Origin of the sequence: Massilia agrisoli, from assembly GCF_020831365.1 — a bacterium.
Classification (GTDB): Bacteria; Pseudomonadota; Gammaproteobacteria; order Burkholderiales; family Burkholderiaceae_D; genus Telluria_A; species Telluria_A agrisoli.
Window position 1 is genome coordinate 256445 of sequence record NZ_JAJHPV010000012.1, and the last position, 17779, is coordinate 274223.

The window sequence follows — 17779 nt, forward strand, 5'->3', positions numbered from 1 at the left end:
ATCTTCTCCACTGAAATTGGATTTACTTCACCTGGTCCAGCGCTTTTGCCAGCCGGTCCTTGTTCATCACGAAGCCCTTGGCCAGTTCGGCCGACTGCTTCTTCGCGTCAGCCAGGTTGACTGGCTTGCCAACCTGGATGACGCCGGCCATGGCCATGACCTTGTGCGGGTCGCAGACATAGACGTACACGCCTTCCTTGTCGAGCTTGACGCTGATTTCCTCGTCCATCTTGCCCTTCCACGCCGTTGCGCCGGCCGGCACGATCACCGCCGCGCTGTTGTGCGAGGCGTCGACCTTGACGAACTTGACGCTGTCGCCTTTGGCCACTTTCAGGAACGACGGCTCGAATACCATCGCGCCATCCTTGCCCGTGTTGAGCATCTTGACCTGGTGCTCGGCCGCGCCGGCCGCGAACGCGGCCATGCTGAGCATAACCGCCACTACTGTTTTCTTCATCCACTTCTCTCCAAGTTACTTGCTGCTTTTATCGGCGGGACTTGTGTCCCGCTCCTGTCCTGGCGGCGTTTATTTCGCGCCGCCCAGTATCCATTCGACCATCACGGCAATGTCGGCGTCCTTGAGGTGGGCCTGCGCCGGCATCGGCACCGGGCCCCAGGCGCCTGCGCTGCCGCCCTTGACCTTGGCGGCCAGCCGCGCGGCGGCGGACGCATCGCCCTTGTACTTGGCGGCGATGTCCGACAGCGCCGGCCCGACGATCTTGTTGCTCACGCCGTGGCAGGCCATGCAGGCATTTGCCTTGGCCAGCGCCAGCCCGCCCGGCCTGGCCGCCGGCGCCGGTGCCGCGGCCGCCACCGGCGCGGCAGGGACGGCGCGCGGCTTGCCGGCCAGCGGCGTATCGACGGCCGGGCGGGTGGTGTCGACGCCGCGGATCGCACCGAACGTGCGGTTCTGGGCCGACAGGTCGCCGTGCACATTGCGCGCCGACGCAGGCAGTTCGGAACGGACCTTGATGTCCTTGCCACAGTTGCTCATGCAGGCGGCGCTGCGCACGTCGGCCTTGCCCTTGACGTCCCACATGCCGTGCGCGGTGGTCATGCCGTTCCGGTTCGGCATCATCGCCTGGACCTGCGCGATGTTCTGGTCCGACAAGGTGAAGTCCTCCGGCAGCACCTCCGCCATGTTGAGGATGTAGGCGGTGACCGCGTAGACCTCTTCGGTCGACAGGCTTTTCGGCGCCGTCCACGGCATCGCGCGGTTGATGTAGTCCCACAACGTGGACACAGTCGGCACCTTCATCATGGTGGTACGCTGAGGCTGGGAGTTGCCGCGCAGCGCAGCGACCTTGCCGGTCTTGATGTCGTCGGCAGTGGTGCCGCCGACGATAGGCGTGAACACCTCGTTCGATTCGCCGAACGTCCCGTGGCAGGAAGCGCACTTCCCTTCCCACACTTCCATGCCTTTCTTCACGCTGCCCGAACCCTTGGGCAAGCCCTTGAAGTCGGGGCGCACGTCGATGTCCCAGGCCGCCACTTCCTTGTCGGTGGCCGCGCGCCCCACGTTGGCGTAAGGTGGCGCGGCGACAGCGGCGGACAGCGCCGCCATCCCGAGCAGCGCGACGCTGGCCTTAATAAACCTGGACATTGGACACCTCCCCCGACGCTGCAACCTTCCACGACTGGATGGCGTTGTTGTGATAAATCGACTTGGTGCCGCGCACTTCGCGCAGCTCATTGATCTTCGGCTGCACATAGCCGGTCTCGTCAATCGCGCGCGACTGCAGCAGCGCCGGCGAACCATCCCAGGTCCAGTCCATGTTGAAGCGGGTCAGCGCCTTCGACAGCACCGGCGTTTCCAGCCGCGCCGTACGCCAGTTCTTGCCGCCATCGACCGACACGTCGACCCGCTTGACCTTGCCGCGGCCGGACCATGCCAGGCCCGTGATGTTGTGGAAACCGGTATCGAGCAGGCGCTGGCCTGCCGATGGCGTGGTGATTACCGACTTGCATTCCTGGATCGAGGTGTACTGGCGGTACATACCATCGGGCATCGCGTCGATGTAGTGGACCGCCTCATCCTTGGCGGCGTACGGCTTGTCGCCCACTTCGATGCGGCGCAGCCACTTGACCCATGACACGCCCTGCACGCCTGGCACAACCAGGCGCAAGGGGTAGCCGTTTTCAGGGCGCAGCATCTCGCCATTCATGCCCCAGGCGACGATCACGTCGTCGAGCGCGCGCTCGATCGCAATGGTGCGCGTCATGCCGGAGCCGTCGGCGCCTTCGGCCAGCACGAAGCGCGCGGTTTTCTTGTCGTAGCCGCAGTCGTCGAGCAGCACCGACAGCGGCACCCCGGTAAATTCGCTGCAGCTGAGCATGCCGTGGGAATACTGCACCGACGGCACCGCCACGTTGCCCCATTCCATGGCGGTGTTGGCGCCGCATTCGATGAAGTGGATCCGCGACACCGATGGCAGGCGCATCAGGTCGTCCATCGTGTAGACCTTCTGCTGCCTGACCAGGCCGTTGACCATCAGGCGGTGCTGGGCCGGATCGATGTCGTGCCAGCCCTGGTGGTGGCGCTCGAAGTGCAGGCCGCTGGGCGTGATGATGCCGAACAGGCTTTGCAGTGGGGTAAACGACACCGACGCCGCGTTGACGCGGGTCAGGCCGGGCGATTCGCGCCGCTGCAGCGCGCCCTCGAAGCGCGACGGCACGCCGTAAGGGTTGGCTGCAACCGGGCGCCCCAGCGTGGTCGAATGTTCGGGAAGTTTCAGGATGGCGGGATCGCCGCCGGCCACCTGCGCCAGCGCCGTGCCGCTGGCCAGCGCCGCGCTGGCGGCCATGAAGCTCTTGCGCAAAAACCCGCGCCGCTCTTCGTTCAATCCGTTCGTTGTAATGTCGAGCGCGAGCGCGCTGTCGACGAAATTCTCAGGGGCGCGCAGAATGCGCCCCTTCCGTGGTACTTCTCCGGCCATGCTGTCTCCTTGCTTATAATTTCTAATTGCAAGGAAAGTATATAGCTAAGTACGCATATTCAAGAAGAACTTTTTTTTCCGTCAATACAAAGCCGGGCGAATCAGGTCGCAGCGGCGGTGACGCTGAAGGTCTCGGCCGCCTGGCGCACGCCGCCCCGTCCCATGATGTTGGATGCCATGCGGGTGCACACGTTCTGGCAGATCTCCAGCGTGGCCGGGTCGTCGATGCGGTAGTAGACCTGGGTGCCGTCCTTGCGGCGCGCCAGGATCTTGGCGCGGAACAGCATGTTCAGCTGGCGCGACACATTGGCCTGGGTAGCCTCGATGGCCGCGACGATGTCGCCCACCGGCCGCTCGCCGTGGCACAGGCTATGCAGGATCTTCAGGCGCGTCGGTTCCGAGAGCAGGAAGAAGAAGTTGGACACTTCATCAAACAGCTCGGCCATCTGTTCCTTGCTAAGGCTATCGTCCACGATTGAGATTCAGGTTAGGTTGTTGCGGAGGAGCCGGCGCGCCTGCGCGCACCGGTACATACTGCGGATTATATACGGCCTGTCAAGGCTTCAGGTAGACGTAGCCCTCTTCGGCCTGCAGGCGGGCAATTTCGGCGACGCCGGACGGCACGATGCGCGCTTCCGGCAGCAGCTTCGACTTGTCGATCTTGCGTCCCTCGAGGGTGTTCTTACACACGCGGAACTCGACGCCGCGGTCGGCCAGCTCCTGCACCGGGACGTCGTAGGGATTGCCGGTCGGGTTCTTGGCCCCCTCGACCAGGAAATCGACGCCCGCGCCGTGGGTGACGACGACGATCTTGGCCTTGGGCGCCGCCGCCAGGTGGTTGCGGATATTGCCCAGCGCGGCCGAGGCGTTGGCGCTGTCGTTGATATGGTAGACCACCTTCAATGGTCCGGCGGCAGCTGCGGCGCCAGCAAACATTGCCAGCAGCACGAGGGCAAATACTCGGAATAACTTCATGGGGTTCTCCTCCGGTTGGTTTTAAGGCTTGGCAAGGCTTTCACGTTCCATCAGCAAATAGGTGCCGTAGGCATTCAGGCGGTTGGCGTCGCTAAACGCCGGGTACTTCTCGAAGCCGCGCCAGTCCACCGCCTTGTAGGCTTCGTCAAAACTCATCATGTCGGCCACCGCCTTGCCCATCTGCTCGCGCAGGAACAACAGGTAGCTGCGCGTCAGCGCCAGGTCGGCCACCGGGTCGGTCGAGGCCGCCCCATGGCCGGGGATCACCACCGCCGGCGCGCTGGCGTTGATCTTGTCGAGCGCCAGCAGCCAGGCCTTGCTGTCGGCCTCGCCCACGAAGGGCAGGCGCCCGGTGAAGAACAGGTCGCCCGCGAACAGCACCTTGTCGTCTTCGGCCAGCAGCATCAGGTCTTCCTGCGAATGGGCGCCGCCCACGTCGATGACGGTAAAGCGCATGCCGCCCAGCGTGAATTTCAACATTCCGGTCGGGGCCAGATCAAGCCAACGGGTCGCCGGCAGCAGGCGGGTGTGCTGGTCCACCCAGGGCGCCAGCGAGCTGCGCCGTTCGGCCAGCCGGGTCTGGGTGAAATCCGATTGCAGCGTTGCCTGGGCATTCCTGTGCGCCCAGATCTCGGCGCCCCCGGCGGCCAGCGACTGCAGGCCGTAGAAGTGGTCGGCGTGGTAATGACTGACGATAATGGTCTTGACCGGCTGCGGCGTCACCCGGCCGATCGCATCGCGCATTGCCGCGCCCAGCGCCGGCGTGGCCAGCGCATCGAAGACCACCACCCCGGCCGGGGTCACCACGAAGCCGGCGTTGGACATGAAGCCGCGGTTCTTCTGGCTGGCCATGCCTGCCTCGCCGCGGAAATAATAGACGTGCGGCGATACCTTGACCGCTTCGAGCCTGGGCACAGCCGGCGCCGCGCGTGCCGCGCCCGCCACCGCCAGTATCGCCAGCATCAACACCATCCTCATTGCACTACCCATCGCGCCTCCCTGTCGTTCAATTCTACAGCGATTAAGTTTTTGCTTGCAGACAATTTTATTACATGATTATATACGCATGGAAGGCTAGTTAGCGCACAGCGGATGCGCGATTTCACAACCAATGGGAGACAGAGATATGACATGCAAAATGATGGCGGCGGTACTTGCGGCGGCCCTGCCCTTCGCGGCATCGGCGCAAAGCAGCGTGGCCGTGTATGGCCAGGTGGACGCGGCGATTGCCCACGAAGACGCCGATGCGCCGGGCGTGGCCAGCCGCACCGCGATCCACGCCGGCCAGGCCAGCAGTCGGATTGGCTTCCGCGGCACCGAGGACCTGGGCGGCGGCATGAAAGCGCTGTTTAACGTCGAAGCCGGCTTCGGCATCGACACCGGCATGGGCGACAGCGCGCTGTTCGGCCGCCGCGCAGTGGTCGGCCTGGAAGGCAACTTCGGCATGCTGACGATCGGGCGCGAATACACGCCGATCGACAACATCAGCGGCGCCACCCACATCCTCGGCCAGGGCTTTTACGGCAGCAACCTGAACGCCTTCGCCAACGGCCGCATGACGCGCCGCATCAGCAATTCGGTCAACTACAAGTCCAGGCCAATGGCCGGACTGAAGTTCAGCGCGGCCATCGGCCTGGGCGAAACGCCGACCGGCCCGTCGCAGGACCTGAAGACCGTGTCGGTGGAATACCAGCAGGGCAAGCTGTTTGCGGGCATCGGCTATGCGACCTACGACCGCCTGGCCAGCGGCAGCGACCGCGAAATGATCTTCGGCGCCGCCTATGGTTTCGGCGCGCTCGAGTTCAAGGGCAATTACATGGTCGGCGACCAGACTGGCCCGAACAACCGCTACACCCAGGCCAACCTGGGCGCGGCGATGGCCTTTGGCCCGGGCAAGCTGTTCGGCAACCTACAGCAGAGCAAGCTACAGAACGGCGCGCGCGGCAATGGCTATGCCGTGTCCTACTCGCACAGCTTGTCCAAGCGCACCAATGTCTACGCTTCGTACGGCACCACGGTCAACAACGAGCGCGCCGCCTTCAGCCTGTCGGCCGCGGGCAGCACCATCACCCCGCCGGCCAGCGCCCTCGGCGCCGACCCGGTCGCTTACGCGGTCGGCATGCGTCATACGTTCTGACCGCACGCCCGGCGCGCACGCGGTTCGCGCCGGCGGCCCGCACATTCGGGCCGTGCCGGGCCGCGCATGCGCCCGGCTTGCTCGCCGATACCACGCTCCGACTGGCAGTATCGCAACGTTCGGCATAGAATGACCTTGCCTATTGCACGGTCATCCAATGATGAAACACAAGGAATTACGGTTAGCGATCGTCTTCTTCGGCGGCGTGTCGCTGGCCGTCTACCAGCATGGCATCAACCGCGAAATCCTGAACCTGGTGCGCGCCTCGAAGCTGTATCACCGCGACGACCGCGACGGCGACAGCACCGCGGCCACGCTGCACGCGCACTATCCCGACGAACCGGAGCGCTCGACGGGTGACGTTTACTACCGCTTCCTCGAAGCGGTGGGCCAGCACCTTGACTTGCGGGTCATCGTTGACGTGATCTCCGGTGCGTCGGCCGGCGCCATGAACGGCGTTGCGCTTAGCCGCGCCCTCGCTCACGACCTGAGCCTCGCTCCGCTGACCAACATGTGGCTGGCCGAGGCGGACATCGCCGCATTGCTCGATCCCGAGGCCAGGGCCAGGCGCTGGAGCAAGTGGATCTTCTGGCCGCTGGTCGGCCCCCTGCTTGCGCGGCTCAAACGGGAAGGCCTGATCATCGGCAGGATCGACCCCGAACTGCGGGAACGGGCATCGCTGTTCCTGCGCTCGCGCTGGTTCAAGCCCCCGCTCGACGGGCGCCGCCTTGCCACCCTGATCCTCGACGGACTCACCGTCATGGAGCGTCCCGGCGCTGCCGGCGAATCCTTGCTCCCGTCGGGCACCCGGCTCGACCTGCTTGTCACGGTGACCGACTTCCGCGGCCTCGACCGCTCGATCTTCATCCATGACCCGCCGATGCTGACCGAGCGCGAACACAGGCGGCCCCTGCACTTCCAGCTCAGCCGCGACAGGGGCGGACACCTGCGCAGCGACTTCGACTTCGACAGCCTGCCCTCGCTCGCGTTTGCGGCAAGGGCCTCGGCCTCTTATCCCGGCGCCTTCCCGCCTGCCCAACTACGCGAGATGGACGAGCTGCTGGCAGCGCGGCACCGCCCATGGCCGGCGCGCGCGCGCTTCCTCCAACATAATTTCGGCAGCTACAGCGAGCAGCGCAAGGACCCGGAAGAAGCGGTGCTGGTCGATGGAAGCATCCTCGACAACAAGCCCATCATCGCCACGCTCGAAGCGATCCGGGCCCAGAGCGCATTTCGCGAGGTCGACCGCCGCCTCATCTTCATCGACCCGCATTCGCAGCGCGACAGGCCGGCGCCGGGCACCGGGGTGCCGGGGTTCTTCGCGACACTGCGCGGCGCGCTGTCCGACCTGCCCCGCACCGATCCGACCTACAAGGAACTGGCCGACGTCAGCCGCTACAACAAGCAAGTGCGGCGGCTGAAACAAGCCATCTGTTACGCACGCCCGCAAGTGGCGCGCCTGATCGATCAGGCCACTGAAGGCAGGTTCCGGGGCAGCTTTACGATCAGCGACCTGCGGCACTGGCGCCTCAGCTCGACCAACGCGCTGGCGGCCACGCCGGTTGTTTACGACTCGTTCATGCGCACGCTGGTGCTGGAGGGGCTCGATTTCCTGGTCGCGCTGATTGTCGGCGCGTGCGGCTTTCCGAGGGAGTCAGCGGCGGAACATTACGTCCAGGAGGTGGTGGAGCTGTGGGCGAAACAGCAAGGAATCCTGCTTGCAGACTCCTACAAGGCGGCGGAAGACGCCTATGAAAACGTTGACATGCCCGGGTTCGCAAAAATGGTGATCGACTTCGGCGTCGTGTACAAGAAGCGCCGTTTGAACTTCGTGCTGCACGAGATTAATGATCTCTATGGCAGCGGTGATTCGCAAGCGGAAACGGTCCAGGCAGCCGAGGATCTCGACCTGATCAACATCCAGATCCACAAGCTGATTGACGCGTTGTCGATGTACGACGATCCCGGTTTCCTGAGCGAGCCCGCCGTTGCCATGTGCCGCAAGCTGTTCGCGCCCATGACTGCCAGCCGGGCCGTCGACGCCGGCCAGTTCGTGGCAGGGCGGAGTGCAGACCTGACCGCCCTGGTGCGGCGCCTGGGCATCGAATGCGACCTGGCAGGCAAAAACGACGATGCTGATGCCCTTTTATCGTCAGCGCTGCTGCAGAATCTCGAATCGCACTCCCGCGCCGCGATCCTCACCGGCTATCTCGGCTACTTTTATTGGGACGTGATCCTGCACCCCGTGGTCAGCGCGCTGGCGCTGGAAACCGGGCCGATCGAAGAAATCCTGGTTGATCGGATCAGCCCTGACGACGCGCCCAGCCTCGCCGCGCCCGGCAATACGCGGATGCTGCTTGGCGGGACATTTGCGGGCTTCGGCGGGTTTCTGAACCGGGCGACACGCGAAAACGACTACCTGTGGGGAAGGTTGCATGCGGTTGAGCGGCTGTTCGACATCCTCGCCAGCACGCTGCCAGTAGCAGTTCGGGGCGCCATTGATTTCCGCGCGCTGAAGAAGGAGGGATTCCAACGCGTGATCGAGGAGGAGACGGAACGGCTTCGCCGCATTCCCGAGCTGGTGAAGGAGATCCGCAGCGCCATCGCTGCACTGTGAACGCGGGCGCCTGCGCCAGCCCGCTTGGGCAGCCGTGCGCCGCGACGCGGCCCGAGGCCGCTCAGCCGCCCCGCGCCAGCTTCCACAGTGTCTCGGAGCGGTTACCGGTGCGACAGTACGCCACCAGCGGCTTGGGCAATTCTTCCAGCAGCGCCGCAAACGCCGCGCCGTCGGCCGGCGTGATCCTGCCCGGAACCACGGGCAGGTAGCGTGCCTGCATGCCCAGGCGCTCCGCTTCGGCGGCGAGTTCGGCAAAAGGCGCCTGCCCGCCAGGCTCCTCGTCGGGCCGGTTGCAGATGATGGCGGCATAGCCAGCGTCCCTGAGTTCGGCCAGCCCCTGCGGCGCCAGCTGGCCGGCGATGGCGACGTCGTGATCGAGCTTCCTGATATCCATGGCTTCCCTTCCTTTCAAAAACAATCTATTGAATTACAAACTGTAAGGCCATATAATATACGAATATATAAAGTGTTGGAGGACAAGTGGAAAAAGATGTTCAACTCGACATCGTCGCGATGCAGGCAGCGGCGGCCAGGAGCGCCAGCCTGCTGAAGGTACTCGGCAACCCCGACCGCCTGATCCTGCTGTGCTTCCTGACCCAGGGCGAGTATTGCGTCAGCGAGCTGCTGGAGATCAGCGGCATTGCCCAGCCTACGCTGTCCCAGCAACTGGCGGTGCTGCGCGAAGAGCAGCTGGTCAGCACACGGCGCGACGGCAAACAGATTTACTACAGCATCAACGATACGCCTGCGCTCGCCGTGATGCAGGTGCTTTATGAACAGTTCTGCGCCAAGCGCGAGGGAGAAGCAACATGATTGACTGGAACAATTTCACACCGGTGGCCGCGCTGGCGGGCGGCGCCATCATCGGCCTGGCGGCCGGCGCCTTCGTGCTGCTCAACGGCCGCATCGCGGGCATCAGCGGCATTGCCGGCGGCCTGCTGTCCGCCGCCAAAGGCGACATCGGCTGGCGCATCGCCTTCCTCGCCGGCCTGATCGGCGCGCCGCTGGTGTTCCAACTGGTGGCGCCGCTGCCGGAGGTCCAGGTCGACGCCGGCACCGCCACCCTGGTTGCCGCCGGCTTGCTGGTCGGCATCGGCACCCGTTACGGATCGGGCTGCACCAGCGGCCACGGCGTGTGCGGCATCTCGCGCTTCTCGCCGCGCTCGCTGGTGGCCACGGCAGCGTTCATGGCCGCCGGTTTCGCCACTGTTTTTATCGTCCGCCACGTGCTCGGCTAAGGGGAACATCATGCGCATCATTACTTCGCTCATCGCCGGCCTCGTGTTCGGCATCGGCCTGATTATTTCCGGCATGACCAACCCGGCCAAAGTGCTCGGCTTCCTTGACCTGGCCGGGCTGTGGGACCCATCGCTGGCGCTGGTCATGGGCGGCGCCATCGCTGTCGGCGTGGTCGCGTTCCAGGTTGCCCGCAAGCGCAGCAAGTCGCTGCTGGGCGACCCGATGCGCCTGCCGTCGGCGACGCAGGTCGACCGCAGGCTGCTGCTCGGCGGACTGGCCTTTGGCGTCGGCTGGGGCCTTGCCGGTTTCTGCCCAGGCCCTGCCCTCGCCTCGCTGGCCAGCGGCGGCGCCAAGCCCGCCATCTTTACCGTCGCCATGATCGGCGGCATGGTGATCTACGAACTGATCGAACGCGCCTCGGCATGGCGCGTGAAGCGGGTGGCGTAATGCTCACCAGCGCCGTTCTTGGGGTTGTCATCGGCCTGTTGCTCGCGCTGACCGGCGCCGGCGGCGGCATCCTGGCTGTGCCGCTGCTGGTGTTCGGCGTGCACCTGGGCGTGGCGCAAGCCGGGCCGATCGCGCTGATGGCGGTCGGCATGGCGGCCGCCATCGGCGCCCTGCTCGGCTTGCGCGCAGGGACCGTACGCTACAAGGCTGCCCTGCTGATCGCCGGCGCCGGCATGCTGCTCTCGCCCGTGGGATTGTGGCTGGCCGGGCGCATCGACAACCGATGGCTGAGCCTGGTTTTCGCGGCGGTGCTGCTGTACGTGGCCTGGAAGACCTGGCGCGGCGCGCGGGGCCCGGCATCGACGGGCGCCCCGGCTGTTGCGCCGGTGTGTGCGCGCAGTCCGGCAACCAGCCGCTTCATCTGGACCCGTCCGTGCGCGGTGGCCCTCGGCCTGTCCGGCACGGTGGCGGGATTCCTGTCAGGCCTGCTCGGCGTGGGCGGCGGCTTTGTAATGGTGCCGGTGCTCAAGCGCTATACCGACCTGACGATGCAGTCGGTGGTCGCCACGTCGCTGGCGGTGATCGCGCTGGTCTCGGTCACCGGGGTTGCCGCCAGCGCGGCCAGCGGCGCGGTCGACTGGAACATCGCACTACCGTTCAGCGGCGGCGCCATTGCCGGCATGCTGGCCGGCAGGACCGTGTCGGCGCGGCTGGCCGGGCCACAATTGCAGATGGGATTTGCTGCCATAGCAGCCATCGTCGCGCTGACCATGATCGCCAGGGCGGCGCTTTAAAAGTTTTGACCAAGGAGATGAGCATGACACTGAACCCAATCCAGCTGTTCGATACCGAATCGTCGACCTATACCTATATCCTCGCCGCGCCGGGCAGCGACCAGGCGGTGATCATCGACCCTGTCGAGCGCCACTGGGAGCGCGACCTGCGCCACCTCGAGCGCCTGAACCTGAAACTGGCGTACATCCTTGAAACGCATGCTCACGCCGACCACGTTACCTCGGCGGGCAAGCTGCGCGAGGTGACGGGTGCGAAAGCGTGCGTGCCAAGCGGCTGCGGCATTCCGCCGGCCGACCAGCAGCTCAGCGACGGCGATGTGATCCGCTTTGGCGCAGGCGAAGAAATCACGGTGCTGCACACGCCTGGCCATACCGCCGGCAGCATGAGCTACCTGTGGCGCGGCAACGTGTTCACCGGCGACACCTTGCTGATCAACGGCTGCGGGCGGACCGACTTCCAGAGCGGCAGCTCGGACGACTTGTACGACAGCGTGGTGGGAAAGCTGTTCACCCTGCCCGACGCCACCCGCATGTGGCCGGGCCACGACTACAAGGATCAGGCCGTGTCGACCATCGGCTGGGAGAAAGAGCACAACGCGCGCCTTGCGCATAAGTCGAAAGCGGAGTTTGCGAAGATCATGAGCGAACTGAACCTGCCGAAACCGAAGCTGATCGACATTGCCGTGCCGGCCAACCAGAACCTGGGCTTGCCGCACGGGGCCTGACGCGCTTGCTGTTGCCGTCCCGGGGACAGCCCCGCGGCGGCACAGTTGCCCTTTAATATTTGATCTGCATCATATATTTTTGTTAATCGACCCTCTATAGTCAACATCATCGCACTGCCGCCAGCAGCCCAGCGCTGGCCGGCCGCGCCGCACCTCAATCCGGGAGCAAATGATGACGCTGTTTCGCCTGCTTGCATTGGCCGCTGCCATGGCGGCCAGCGGCGCCGCGCTTGCCGACACCGATTGCTCCGACCCCATATCTGAATGGAAGCCACGCGAACTGCTGCGCCAGCAGGTTGAACTGCAGGGCTGGACCGTGCAGCGCATCAAGGTCGACGACGGTTGCTACGAAGTCCGGGGAACCGATCGCCGAGGTAACAAGGTCAAGGCCAAGTACAGCCCGGCGACGCTGCGCATACGTAGCCTGGAGGTCGAGTTTGGGCCCGGGGGCAACAGCGCTGACTATATCCACCCTGTAGCGCCGGCGCATGGCCGAGGTGGGCCGCCGCGCGCATCAAGCAAAGGAGTCGATCAATGAACAAGAGCTTAAGCGCCTGCCTGGCCGCTGCGCTGGCGCTGCCGGCGCTGAGCCACGCCCGTCCTGTCGTGCTCACCGCGCAGTTGCAAGCGTACGGCGGCAATGGCGCCTACCTGGCGGTGTATATCACCGACGCGGCCGGCAAGTACCAGAAGACGCTCTGGGTTGCCGGCAAAAAGGCAAAATACTACAAGCACCTTGGCGCCTGGGCGCGTGGCAGCGCGCTCAATGCCCGTGAGTTCGACGGCGTGACCGGCGCCAGCGTCGGCAGCGGCAAGGCGCTCAAGGTAACCGTTGAACTGGCGGACACGCTGATCGATGCAGGCTACGAGATCCGGGTCGACAGCGCCGTCGAGGACGGACGCGACTACCCGGCCGACGCGCGCGCCCCGCTGACCAAAGCCGGCGCCGGCAAACCGGTCAAGGGGCGCGGCTACATCAAGTCCCTCAGCTACGACATGTAAGCACGCCGCATGTTGCGCCAGTTTCATTCGCTCCCGGGACTGTTCAGCGCCGTATTTGTTGTGCTGATGGGACTGACTGGCGCGTGGCTCTCGCTCGATCCCGCGCTCGACCGGCTTTCCACCACCGTGCCGCAAGGCCTCAGTGTGGCGGAGCTGGCCGGCCGGGTCGCGCGCCACTATCCGGGCATCGAACAAATCCAGCGCACGCCATCCGGAACGCTGATCGCCTACTACAGTGAAGGCGGCGTGGCCGGGGCGGCGCGCATCGATCCGGCCAGCGGCACGGCAATCGCCCCGTACGCGCCATCGGCGGTGTCGCGCTGGGTCAAGCTGCTGCACCGGTCCTTCCTCCTCGATACGCCGGGCCGTGTTGCAGCGGGCATCGCGGCACTGGCAATCCTGGTGCTCTCCGTATCAGGCGTATTGCTGCTGCTAAAACGCGTCGGCGGATGGCGGCAGCTGGCGCGGCCGCTGCACGGCAGCCGCAGCCAGCGCTGGCACGCCGAGGCTGCCCGCATCGCCGTTGCCGGGCTGCTGCTGTCTGCGCTCACCGGCACCTACATGTCGGCGGCCACCTTCGAGCTGGTTCCCGGCGGCGAACATCCGGAGCCCGACTTCCCTGCCGCGACGTCGGGCGGGCCGGCGCGTCCGGCGGCGACGCTGGCCGCGCTCAAGGCGACCGACCTTGCGGACCTGCATGAACTGGTCTTCCCGATACCGGGCGACCCTTCCGCCGTGTACACCCTGAGAACCGCGCAAGGCGATGGCTACGTCGACCAGTCGACCGGCGAACTGCTGTCCTACCGCCCCCACGGCAGCGTGAACGAAGCCTACGCGCTCGTGTACAGCCTGCACACCGGCGAAGGCCTGTGGTGGCTCGGGCTGCTGCTGGGCCTGTGCGCACTGTCCATCCCGTGGCTTGCCGCCACCGGCGCTACCGCATGGTGGCAGCGGCGACGCGCCCGGCCGCGCATCCGCGGCAACAGCCCGCCGCAGTCGGCGCAAACGATTATTCTGGTCGGCAGCGAAAACAACAGCACCTGGGGATTTGCCCGCGTGCTGCATGACGCGTTGCGCGCCACAGGGCAGCGCGTCCACACCGCGGCGATGAACCAGCTGGCCGCACGCTACAACGCCGCCGACAAGCTGTTCTTGCTGACCGCCACCTACGGCGACGGCGACGCGCCCGCCTCGGCCAACCAGTTTCTCGCGCTGATCGAACGCGTACCGGTCAACCCGGCCATTCAATTCGCCGTGCTTGGCTTCGGCGACCGCCAGTTCGCGCGTTTCTGCCAGTTTGCCAGCGATGCCGACGCCGCCATGGAGCGGCTCGGATGGCGCCGCGCCCTCGAGCTGGCGACGATCGACCGCCAGTCTTCGCAGGCGTTCGCGGCCTGGGGCGGCCGGGTTGGCGAGTGGATCGGCACCGAGCTCCGGCTCGACCACGCGCCCGTCCATCCGCCCACCTTCAAGCTTGTCCTGCGCGAGCGCATCGACTATGGCCCCCAGGAGCCGGAGCCGAGCGCGGTGCTGCGCTTTGACGCGGGCCGGACCGAGCCCGCCGGTGGCCTGCTGCGCCGCTTGTTCAGGCCGCGCGGCCTGCCGCACTTCGAAGCCGGCGACCTGGTGGGAATCATCCCGCCGGGCAGCCCGGTGCCGCGCTTTTATTCGCTGGCCAGCGATGCCCGCAATGGTGTCCTCGAAATCTGCGTGCGCAAGCAGATCGGCGGCCTGTGTTCGTCCTACCTGCACGGCTTGCAGCCGGGCGACTGCATCGACGCCTTTATCCAGCCGAATCCTCAGTTTCGTCCGGCGTCCGGCAAGGCGCCCGTCATCCTGGTTGGCGCCGGCACCGGGATCGGCCCGCTGGCGGGCTTCATCCGCAATAATGTGGGGCGGCACCCGATGTACTTGTATTGGGGGGGCCGCGACCCCGCCACCGATTTCCTGTATGAACCGGAGCTGCGCAACTACCTGGCTGACCGCCGCCTCACGCAGCTGCACACCGCGTTCTCGCGCGTCAAAAACGGCGAACGCGTACAGAACCGCCTGATCGACGATGCCGATACATTGCGCCAGCTGATCGGCAACGGCGGCCAGGTATTAGTCTGCGGCAGCAGCGCGATGGCCGGCAGCGTGCGGACGGCGCTCAACACGGTGCTGGCGCCGCTCAAGCTTGACGTCCACACGCTGAGGATCACCGGGAGGTACCGTGAAGACGTATTCTGAGGCGCCTGCCCTGCAGCGCTACAGCCTGAACGGCGCGACGATGGGCACGCGCTACACCGCCGTTTTCTACGGTCCTGATACGGTTGATACCGCGGCGATTGGCGCCAGCCTGTTTGCCGCCGTAGACCAGGTTGACCGGCAGATGTCGACCTGGGACCGCGCATCCGATCTCTGCCGGGTCAACGCGGCGCCGGCCGGCAGCTGGATCGCCATCCCGGACCCGCTGGCCGAGGTGCTCGCGGCCGGCATGCAGCTGGGGCTGGAATCGCATGGCGCCTTCGATATTGGGTTGGGCGAGCTGGTCGATGCATGGGGGTTCGGCCCGCCAGCACCAGGCCTTCCGCCGCCACCGGCGCTCGCTGGCAGTCAATACCAGCCGGCGACCGAAAAACTCGAGATCGACCGTGCGCGCGGCCGGATCCGCAAGCTGGGCCCGCTGCGCCTCGACCTTTCAGGCATTGCAAAAGGCTATGGCGTCGACCAGCTGGCGCACTGCCTTGACCGGTGGGGCGTGACCCGCTACCTGGTTGGCATTGATGGCGAAATGCGCGCCCGTGGCGCCAAGCCGGGCGATGATCCGTGGACGGTTGCCGTGGAAAAGCCGGCATACGGCGTACGCGAGGTAGCCGGCGTCATGGAATTGCGGGATACGGCCATTGCCACCTCCGGCGATTACCGGCGCTGGATCGAGGTTGCCGGCCAGCGCTACGGACACACGATGCACCCGGCCTTGCAGCAGCCCGTGCTGAACCGGATTGCCGCCGTGACCGTGCTGGCGCCCACCTGCATGCTTGCCGACGCCTGGGCGACCGCCTTGCTGGTGATGGGTGAAGATGACGGTGTCAACCTGGCCCGCGAACGGGGCATGGATGTGTTGTTCGTGCTGCGTGACGGCGCCCGCCTCACGGAGATAGCGACCGGAGCGTTGGCCGGTTGAGCCACCGCTCAGGTGCGCGCTGGCCGACGGCACGAACCCGCAATCGGAAAACTTCATGCACAGCATCTCGCGCATGTCGTTAATGCCGTTTCTCTGGGCGACCAAGGTTTTGTCGCAATACCGCACCAAGGTCGCGTGCCGTAACACTGTACGACTGGTCAGTGTAGCCTCAGCACTTTCACCTGCCGGCCAAGTTTGCGGTAAGGTACGCTATCGGCATTCCCGCTTTTTTAACTTTTTTTACGAAAAATTGAAATGACGTCTTCGACAGAGCTTGATAACGGCCTTCCCCTCGACATGATCATCTTTGGTGGCATGGGCGACCTCGCGATGCGCAAACTGCTTCCTGCGCTCTACATGGCCTACCTGCACGGCAACTTGCCGGCTTCGACCCGGATCCTGTCCACCGGACGCCAGGAACTCGATCGCGAGGCTTACCTCGCCCATGTCGAAGCGCATTCGCGTTCCTTTATCGCGAGCACCAATTTCAACGAGGCGACCTGGGACGGATTCCTGCAACTGCTGGAGTATGTCAGGCTGGACGTGCAGGCGGCGCCTGACTTCAGCGCCCTGGCGCACGCATCGCGCGCGGGTGCGCAGCGGGTGTTCTACCTGTCTACGGCGCCATCGCTGTTCATCACCATCTGCGACAAGCTTTCCGACGCCGGGCTGGTCGACGGGAATGCCCGTGTCGTCCTCGAAAAGCCGCTGGGACGCGACCTGGCGTCCGCGGTCGACATCAACGAGGCAGTCGGCAAGCACTTCGCCGAATCGCAGATTTACCGCATCGACCATTACCTGGGCAAGGAAACGGTGCAGAACCTGATGGTGCTGCGCTTCGGGAACTCGATCCTCGAACCCCTGTGGCGCGCGCCGAACATCTCCAGCGTGCAGATCACGGTGGCCGAGGAAGTGGGCGTGGGCAGCCGCGCAGGCTTCTACGACAGCACCGGCGCGATGCGCGACATGGTGCAGAACCACCTGCTGCAACTGCTGTGCATTGTCGCCATGGAGCCGCCGACCTCGCTGACCCCGGATGCGGTACGCGACGAAAAGCTGAAGGTGCTGCGTTCGCTGCGCCGCTTCGGACTGGCCGACATCGCGCGCGACACGGTGCGCGGACAGTACACCCGCGGCGTGAGCGGCAACCAGGAAGTGCCGGGCTACCTCGACGAGCACAACGTGCCCCCCGACTCCCGCACCGAAACCTTCGTTGCGCTGCGCGCCCACGTCGACACCTGGCGCTGGTCAAAGGTGCCGTTCTACCTGCGTACCGGCAAGCGCATGCAGCGGCGCTCGTCCAAGATTGTGGTGGAGTTCGCCAATCCGCCGTTCCCGCTGTTTCCGGAAACCCCGGGTGGTGTTGCCAACCGGCTGGTGATTGAACTGCAGCCCGAAGAAGCGATCAAGCTGCAGATCATGGCCAAGCAACCGGGCAGCGGCATGCAGATGCAGCAGGTCGAGCTGAACCTGGACTTGCATTCCGCCTTCCAGCAGCGCCGCGCCGAAGCCTATGAACGGCTGCTGATCGACGTGGTGCGCGGACGCCTGACGCACTTCATGCGCCGCGACGAACTGGAAGCAGCCTGGGAATGGGCCGATCCGATCATCAACGGCTGGAGCGTGCTGGCCGAGAAGCCGCATGCATATGCGGCCGGATCGTGGGGGCCGGCGGAGTCGTTTGCTTTGCTGGCGCGTGACGGATTCAGCTGGATGGAATAAACAGGAAGAAAAACGCCAT

Annotated in this window: 19 protein-coding genes; 12 read left to right on the plus strand and 7 right to left on the minus strand. The window is 65.3% G+C overall.

The window, feature by feature from the left end; all coding sequences use genetic code 11:
- Positions 1–22: 22 nt before the first annotated feature.
- The 6 genes from LMJ30_RS08565 to LMJ30_RS08590 all read right to left on the minus strand — a co-directional run bounded on the left by LMJ30_RS08565 (position 23) and on the right by LMJ30_RS08590 (position 4874).
- Entirely contained in the window at positions 23–457 is a 435-nt protein-coding gene (locus LMJ30_RS08565; protein WP_229431922.1) for a pseudoazurin, read from the minus strand.
- Between the two features lie 69 nt (positions 458–526).
- The gene (locus LMJ30_RS08570; RefSeq protein WP_229431923.1) at positions 527–1603 is read right to left on the minus strand and encodes a c-type cytochrome; all 1077 of its coding nucleotides are present in this window, start codon (positions 1601–1603) and stop codon (positions 527–529) included.
- Positions 1587–2936, minus strand: coding sequence for a sulfite dehydrogenase (gene soxC / locus LMJ30_RS08575; protein WP_229431924.1), 1350 nt, complete (start codon positions 2934–2936; stop codon positions 1587–1589). The genes LMJ30_RS08570 and soxC overlap by 17 nt, the downstream gene beginning before the upstream one ends.
- A gap of 101 nt (positions 2937–3037) precedes the next feature.
- Positions 3038–3409 carry an ArsR/SmtB family transcription factor gene (locus LMJ30_RS08580; protein WP_229431925.1) on the minus strand — a complete coding sequence of 124 codons (372 nt, stop codon included), beginning with the start codon at positions 3407–3409 and terminating at the stop codon, positions 3038–3040.
- Positions 3410–3491: 82 nt separating this feature from the next.
- A complete protein-coding gene (locus tag LMJ30_RS08585) occupies positions 3492–3911 on the minus strand; it encodes a DsrE family protein (protein WP_229431926.1) in 420 nt (139 codons plus the stop codon).
- Positions 3912–3932: 21 nt separating this feature from the next.
- Positions 3933–4874 (minus strand): MBL fold metallo-hydrolase, encoded by a 942-nt coding sequence (locus LMJ30_RS08590; RefSeq protein ID WP_229431927.1) that lies wholly within the window; start codon positions 4872–4874, stop codon positions 3933–3935.
- Between the two features lie 163 nt (positions 4875–5037).
- Here LMJ30_RS08590 and LMJ30_RS08595 point away from each other — a divergent pair, with 163 nt between their 5' ends.
- Together LMJ30_RS08595 and LMJ30_RS08600 are read left to right on the plus strand one after the other, a co-directional pair.
- A complete protein-coding gene (locus LMJ30_RS08595) occupies positions 5038–6048 on the plus strand; it encodes a porin (RefSeq protein WP_229431928.1) in 1011 nt (336 codons plus the stop codon).
- A 157-nt stretch (positions 6049–6205) separates the two neighbouring features.
- Positions 6206–8665 (plus strand): patatin-like protein, encoded by a 2460-nt coding sequence (locus tag LMJ30_RS08600; RefSeq protein ID WP_229431929.1) that lies wholly within the window; start codon positions 6206–6208, stop codon positions 8663–8665.
- Between the two features lie 61 nt (positions 8666–8726).
- Here the strand turns inward: LMJ30_RS08600 and LMJ30_RS08605 are convergent, their stop codons facing one another.
- Positions 8727–9059 carry a protein tyrosine phosphatase family protein gene (locus tag LMJ30_RS08605; protein ID WP_229431930.1) on the minus strand — a complete coding sequence of 111 codons (333 nt, stop codon included), beginning with the start codon at positions 9057–9059 and terminating at the stop codon, positions 8727–8729.
- An 86-nt stretch (positions 9060–9145) separates the two neighbouring features.
- On the opposite strand from LMJ30_RS08605, the gene LMJ30_RS08610 reads away from it, so the two are divergent.
- The 10 genes from LMJ30_RS08610 to zwf all read left to right on the plus strand — a co-directional run bounded on the left by LMJ30_RS08610 (position 9146) and on the right by zwf (position 17760).
- Complete coding sequence (locus LMJ30_RS08610) at positions 9146–9478, plus strand: ArsR/SmtB family transcription factor (RefSeq protein WP_371872989.1); 333 nt, start codon at positions 9146–9148, stop codon at positions 9476–9478.
- Complete coding sequence (locus LMJ30_RS08615; protein WP_229431931.1) at positions 9475–9903, plus strand: YeeE/YedE family protein; 429 nt, start codon at positions 9475–9477, stop codon at positions 9901–9903. The genes LMJ30_RS08610 and LMJ30_RS08615 overlap by 4 nt, the downstream gene beginning before the upstream one ends.
- Positions 9904–9913: 10 nt before the next feature.
- Positions 9914–10351, plus strand: coding sequence for a YeeE/YedE family protein (locus LMJ30_RS08620; RefSeq protein ID WP_229431932.1), 438 nt, complete (start codon positions 9914–9916; stop codon positions 10349–10351).
- Complete coding sequence (locus LMJ30_RS08625; protein ID WP_229431933.1) at positions 10351–11145, plus strand: sulfite exporter TauE/SafE family protein; 795 nt, start codon at positions 10351–10353, stop codon at positions 11143–11145. The genes LMJ30_RS08620 and LMJ30_RS08625 overlap by 1 nt, the downstream gene beginning before the upstream one ends.
- Positions 11146–11168: 23 nt before the next feature.
- Positions 11169–11870: an MBL fold metallo-hydrolase gene (locus tag LMJ30_RS08630; protein WP_307729247.1), complete on the plus strand. Its 702-nt coding sequence runs from the start codon at positions 11169–11171 to the stop codon at positions 11868–11870.
- 169 nt (positions 11871–12039) lie between these two features.
- Positions 12040–12408, plus strand: coding sequence for a PepSY domain-containing protein (locus LMJ30_RS08635; RefSeq protein WP_229431934.1), 369 nt, complete (start codon positions 12040–12042; stop codon positions 12406–12408).
- Positions 12405–12872, plus strand: a complete 468-nt coding sequence (locus LMJ30_RS08640; RefSeq protein ID WP_229431935.1) for a DUF2271 domain-containing protein — start codon at positions 12405–12407, stop codon at positions 12870–12872. The genes LMJ30_RS08635 and LMJ30_RS08640 overlap by 4 nt, the downstream gene beginning before the upstream one ends.
- 9 nt (positions 12873–12881) lie before the next feature.
- On the plus strand, positions 12882–15101 hold the full coding sequence (locus LMJ30_RS08645; RefSeq protein WP_229431936.1) for a PepSY domain-containing protein: 2220 nt from the start codon (positions 12882–12884) through the stop codon (positions 15099–15101).
- Positions 15085–16038, plus strand: a complete 954-nt coding sequence (locus tag LMJ30_RS08650) for an FAD:protein FMN transferase (RefSeq protein WP_229431937.1) — start codon at positions 15085–15087, stop codon at positions 16036–16038. Before LMJ30_RS08645 ends, LMJ30_RS08650 begins: the two co-directional genes overlap by 17 nt.
- Positions 16039–16293: 255 nt before the next feature.
- Entirely contained in the window at positions 16294–17760 is a 1467-nt protein-coding gene (gene zwf, locus LMJ30_RS08655) for a glucose-6-phosphate dehydrogenase (RefSeq protein ID WP_229431938.1), read from the plus strand.
- Positions 17761–17779: the final 19 nt, after the last annotated feature.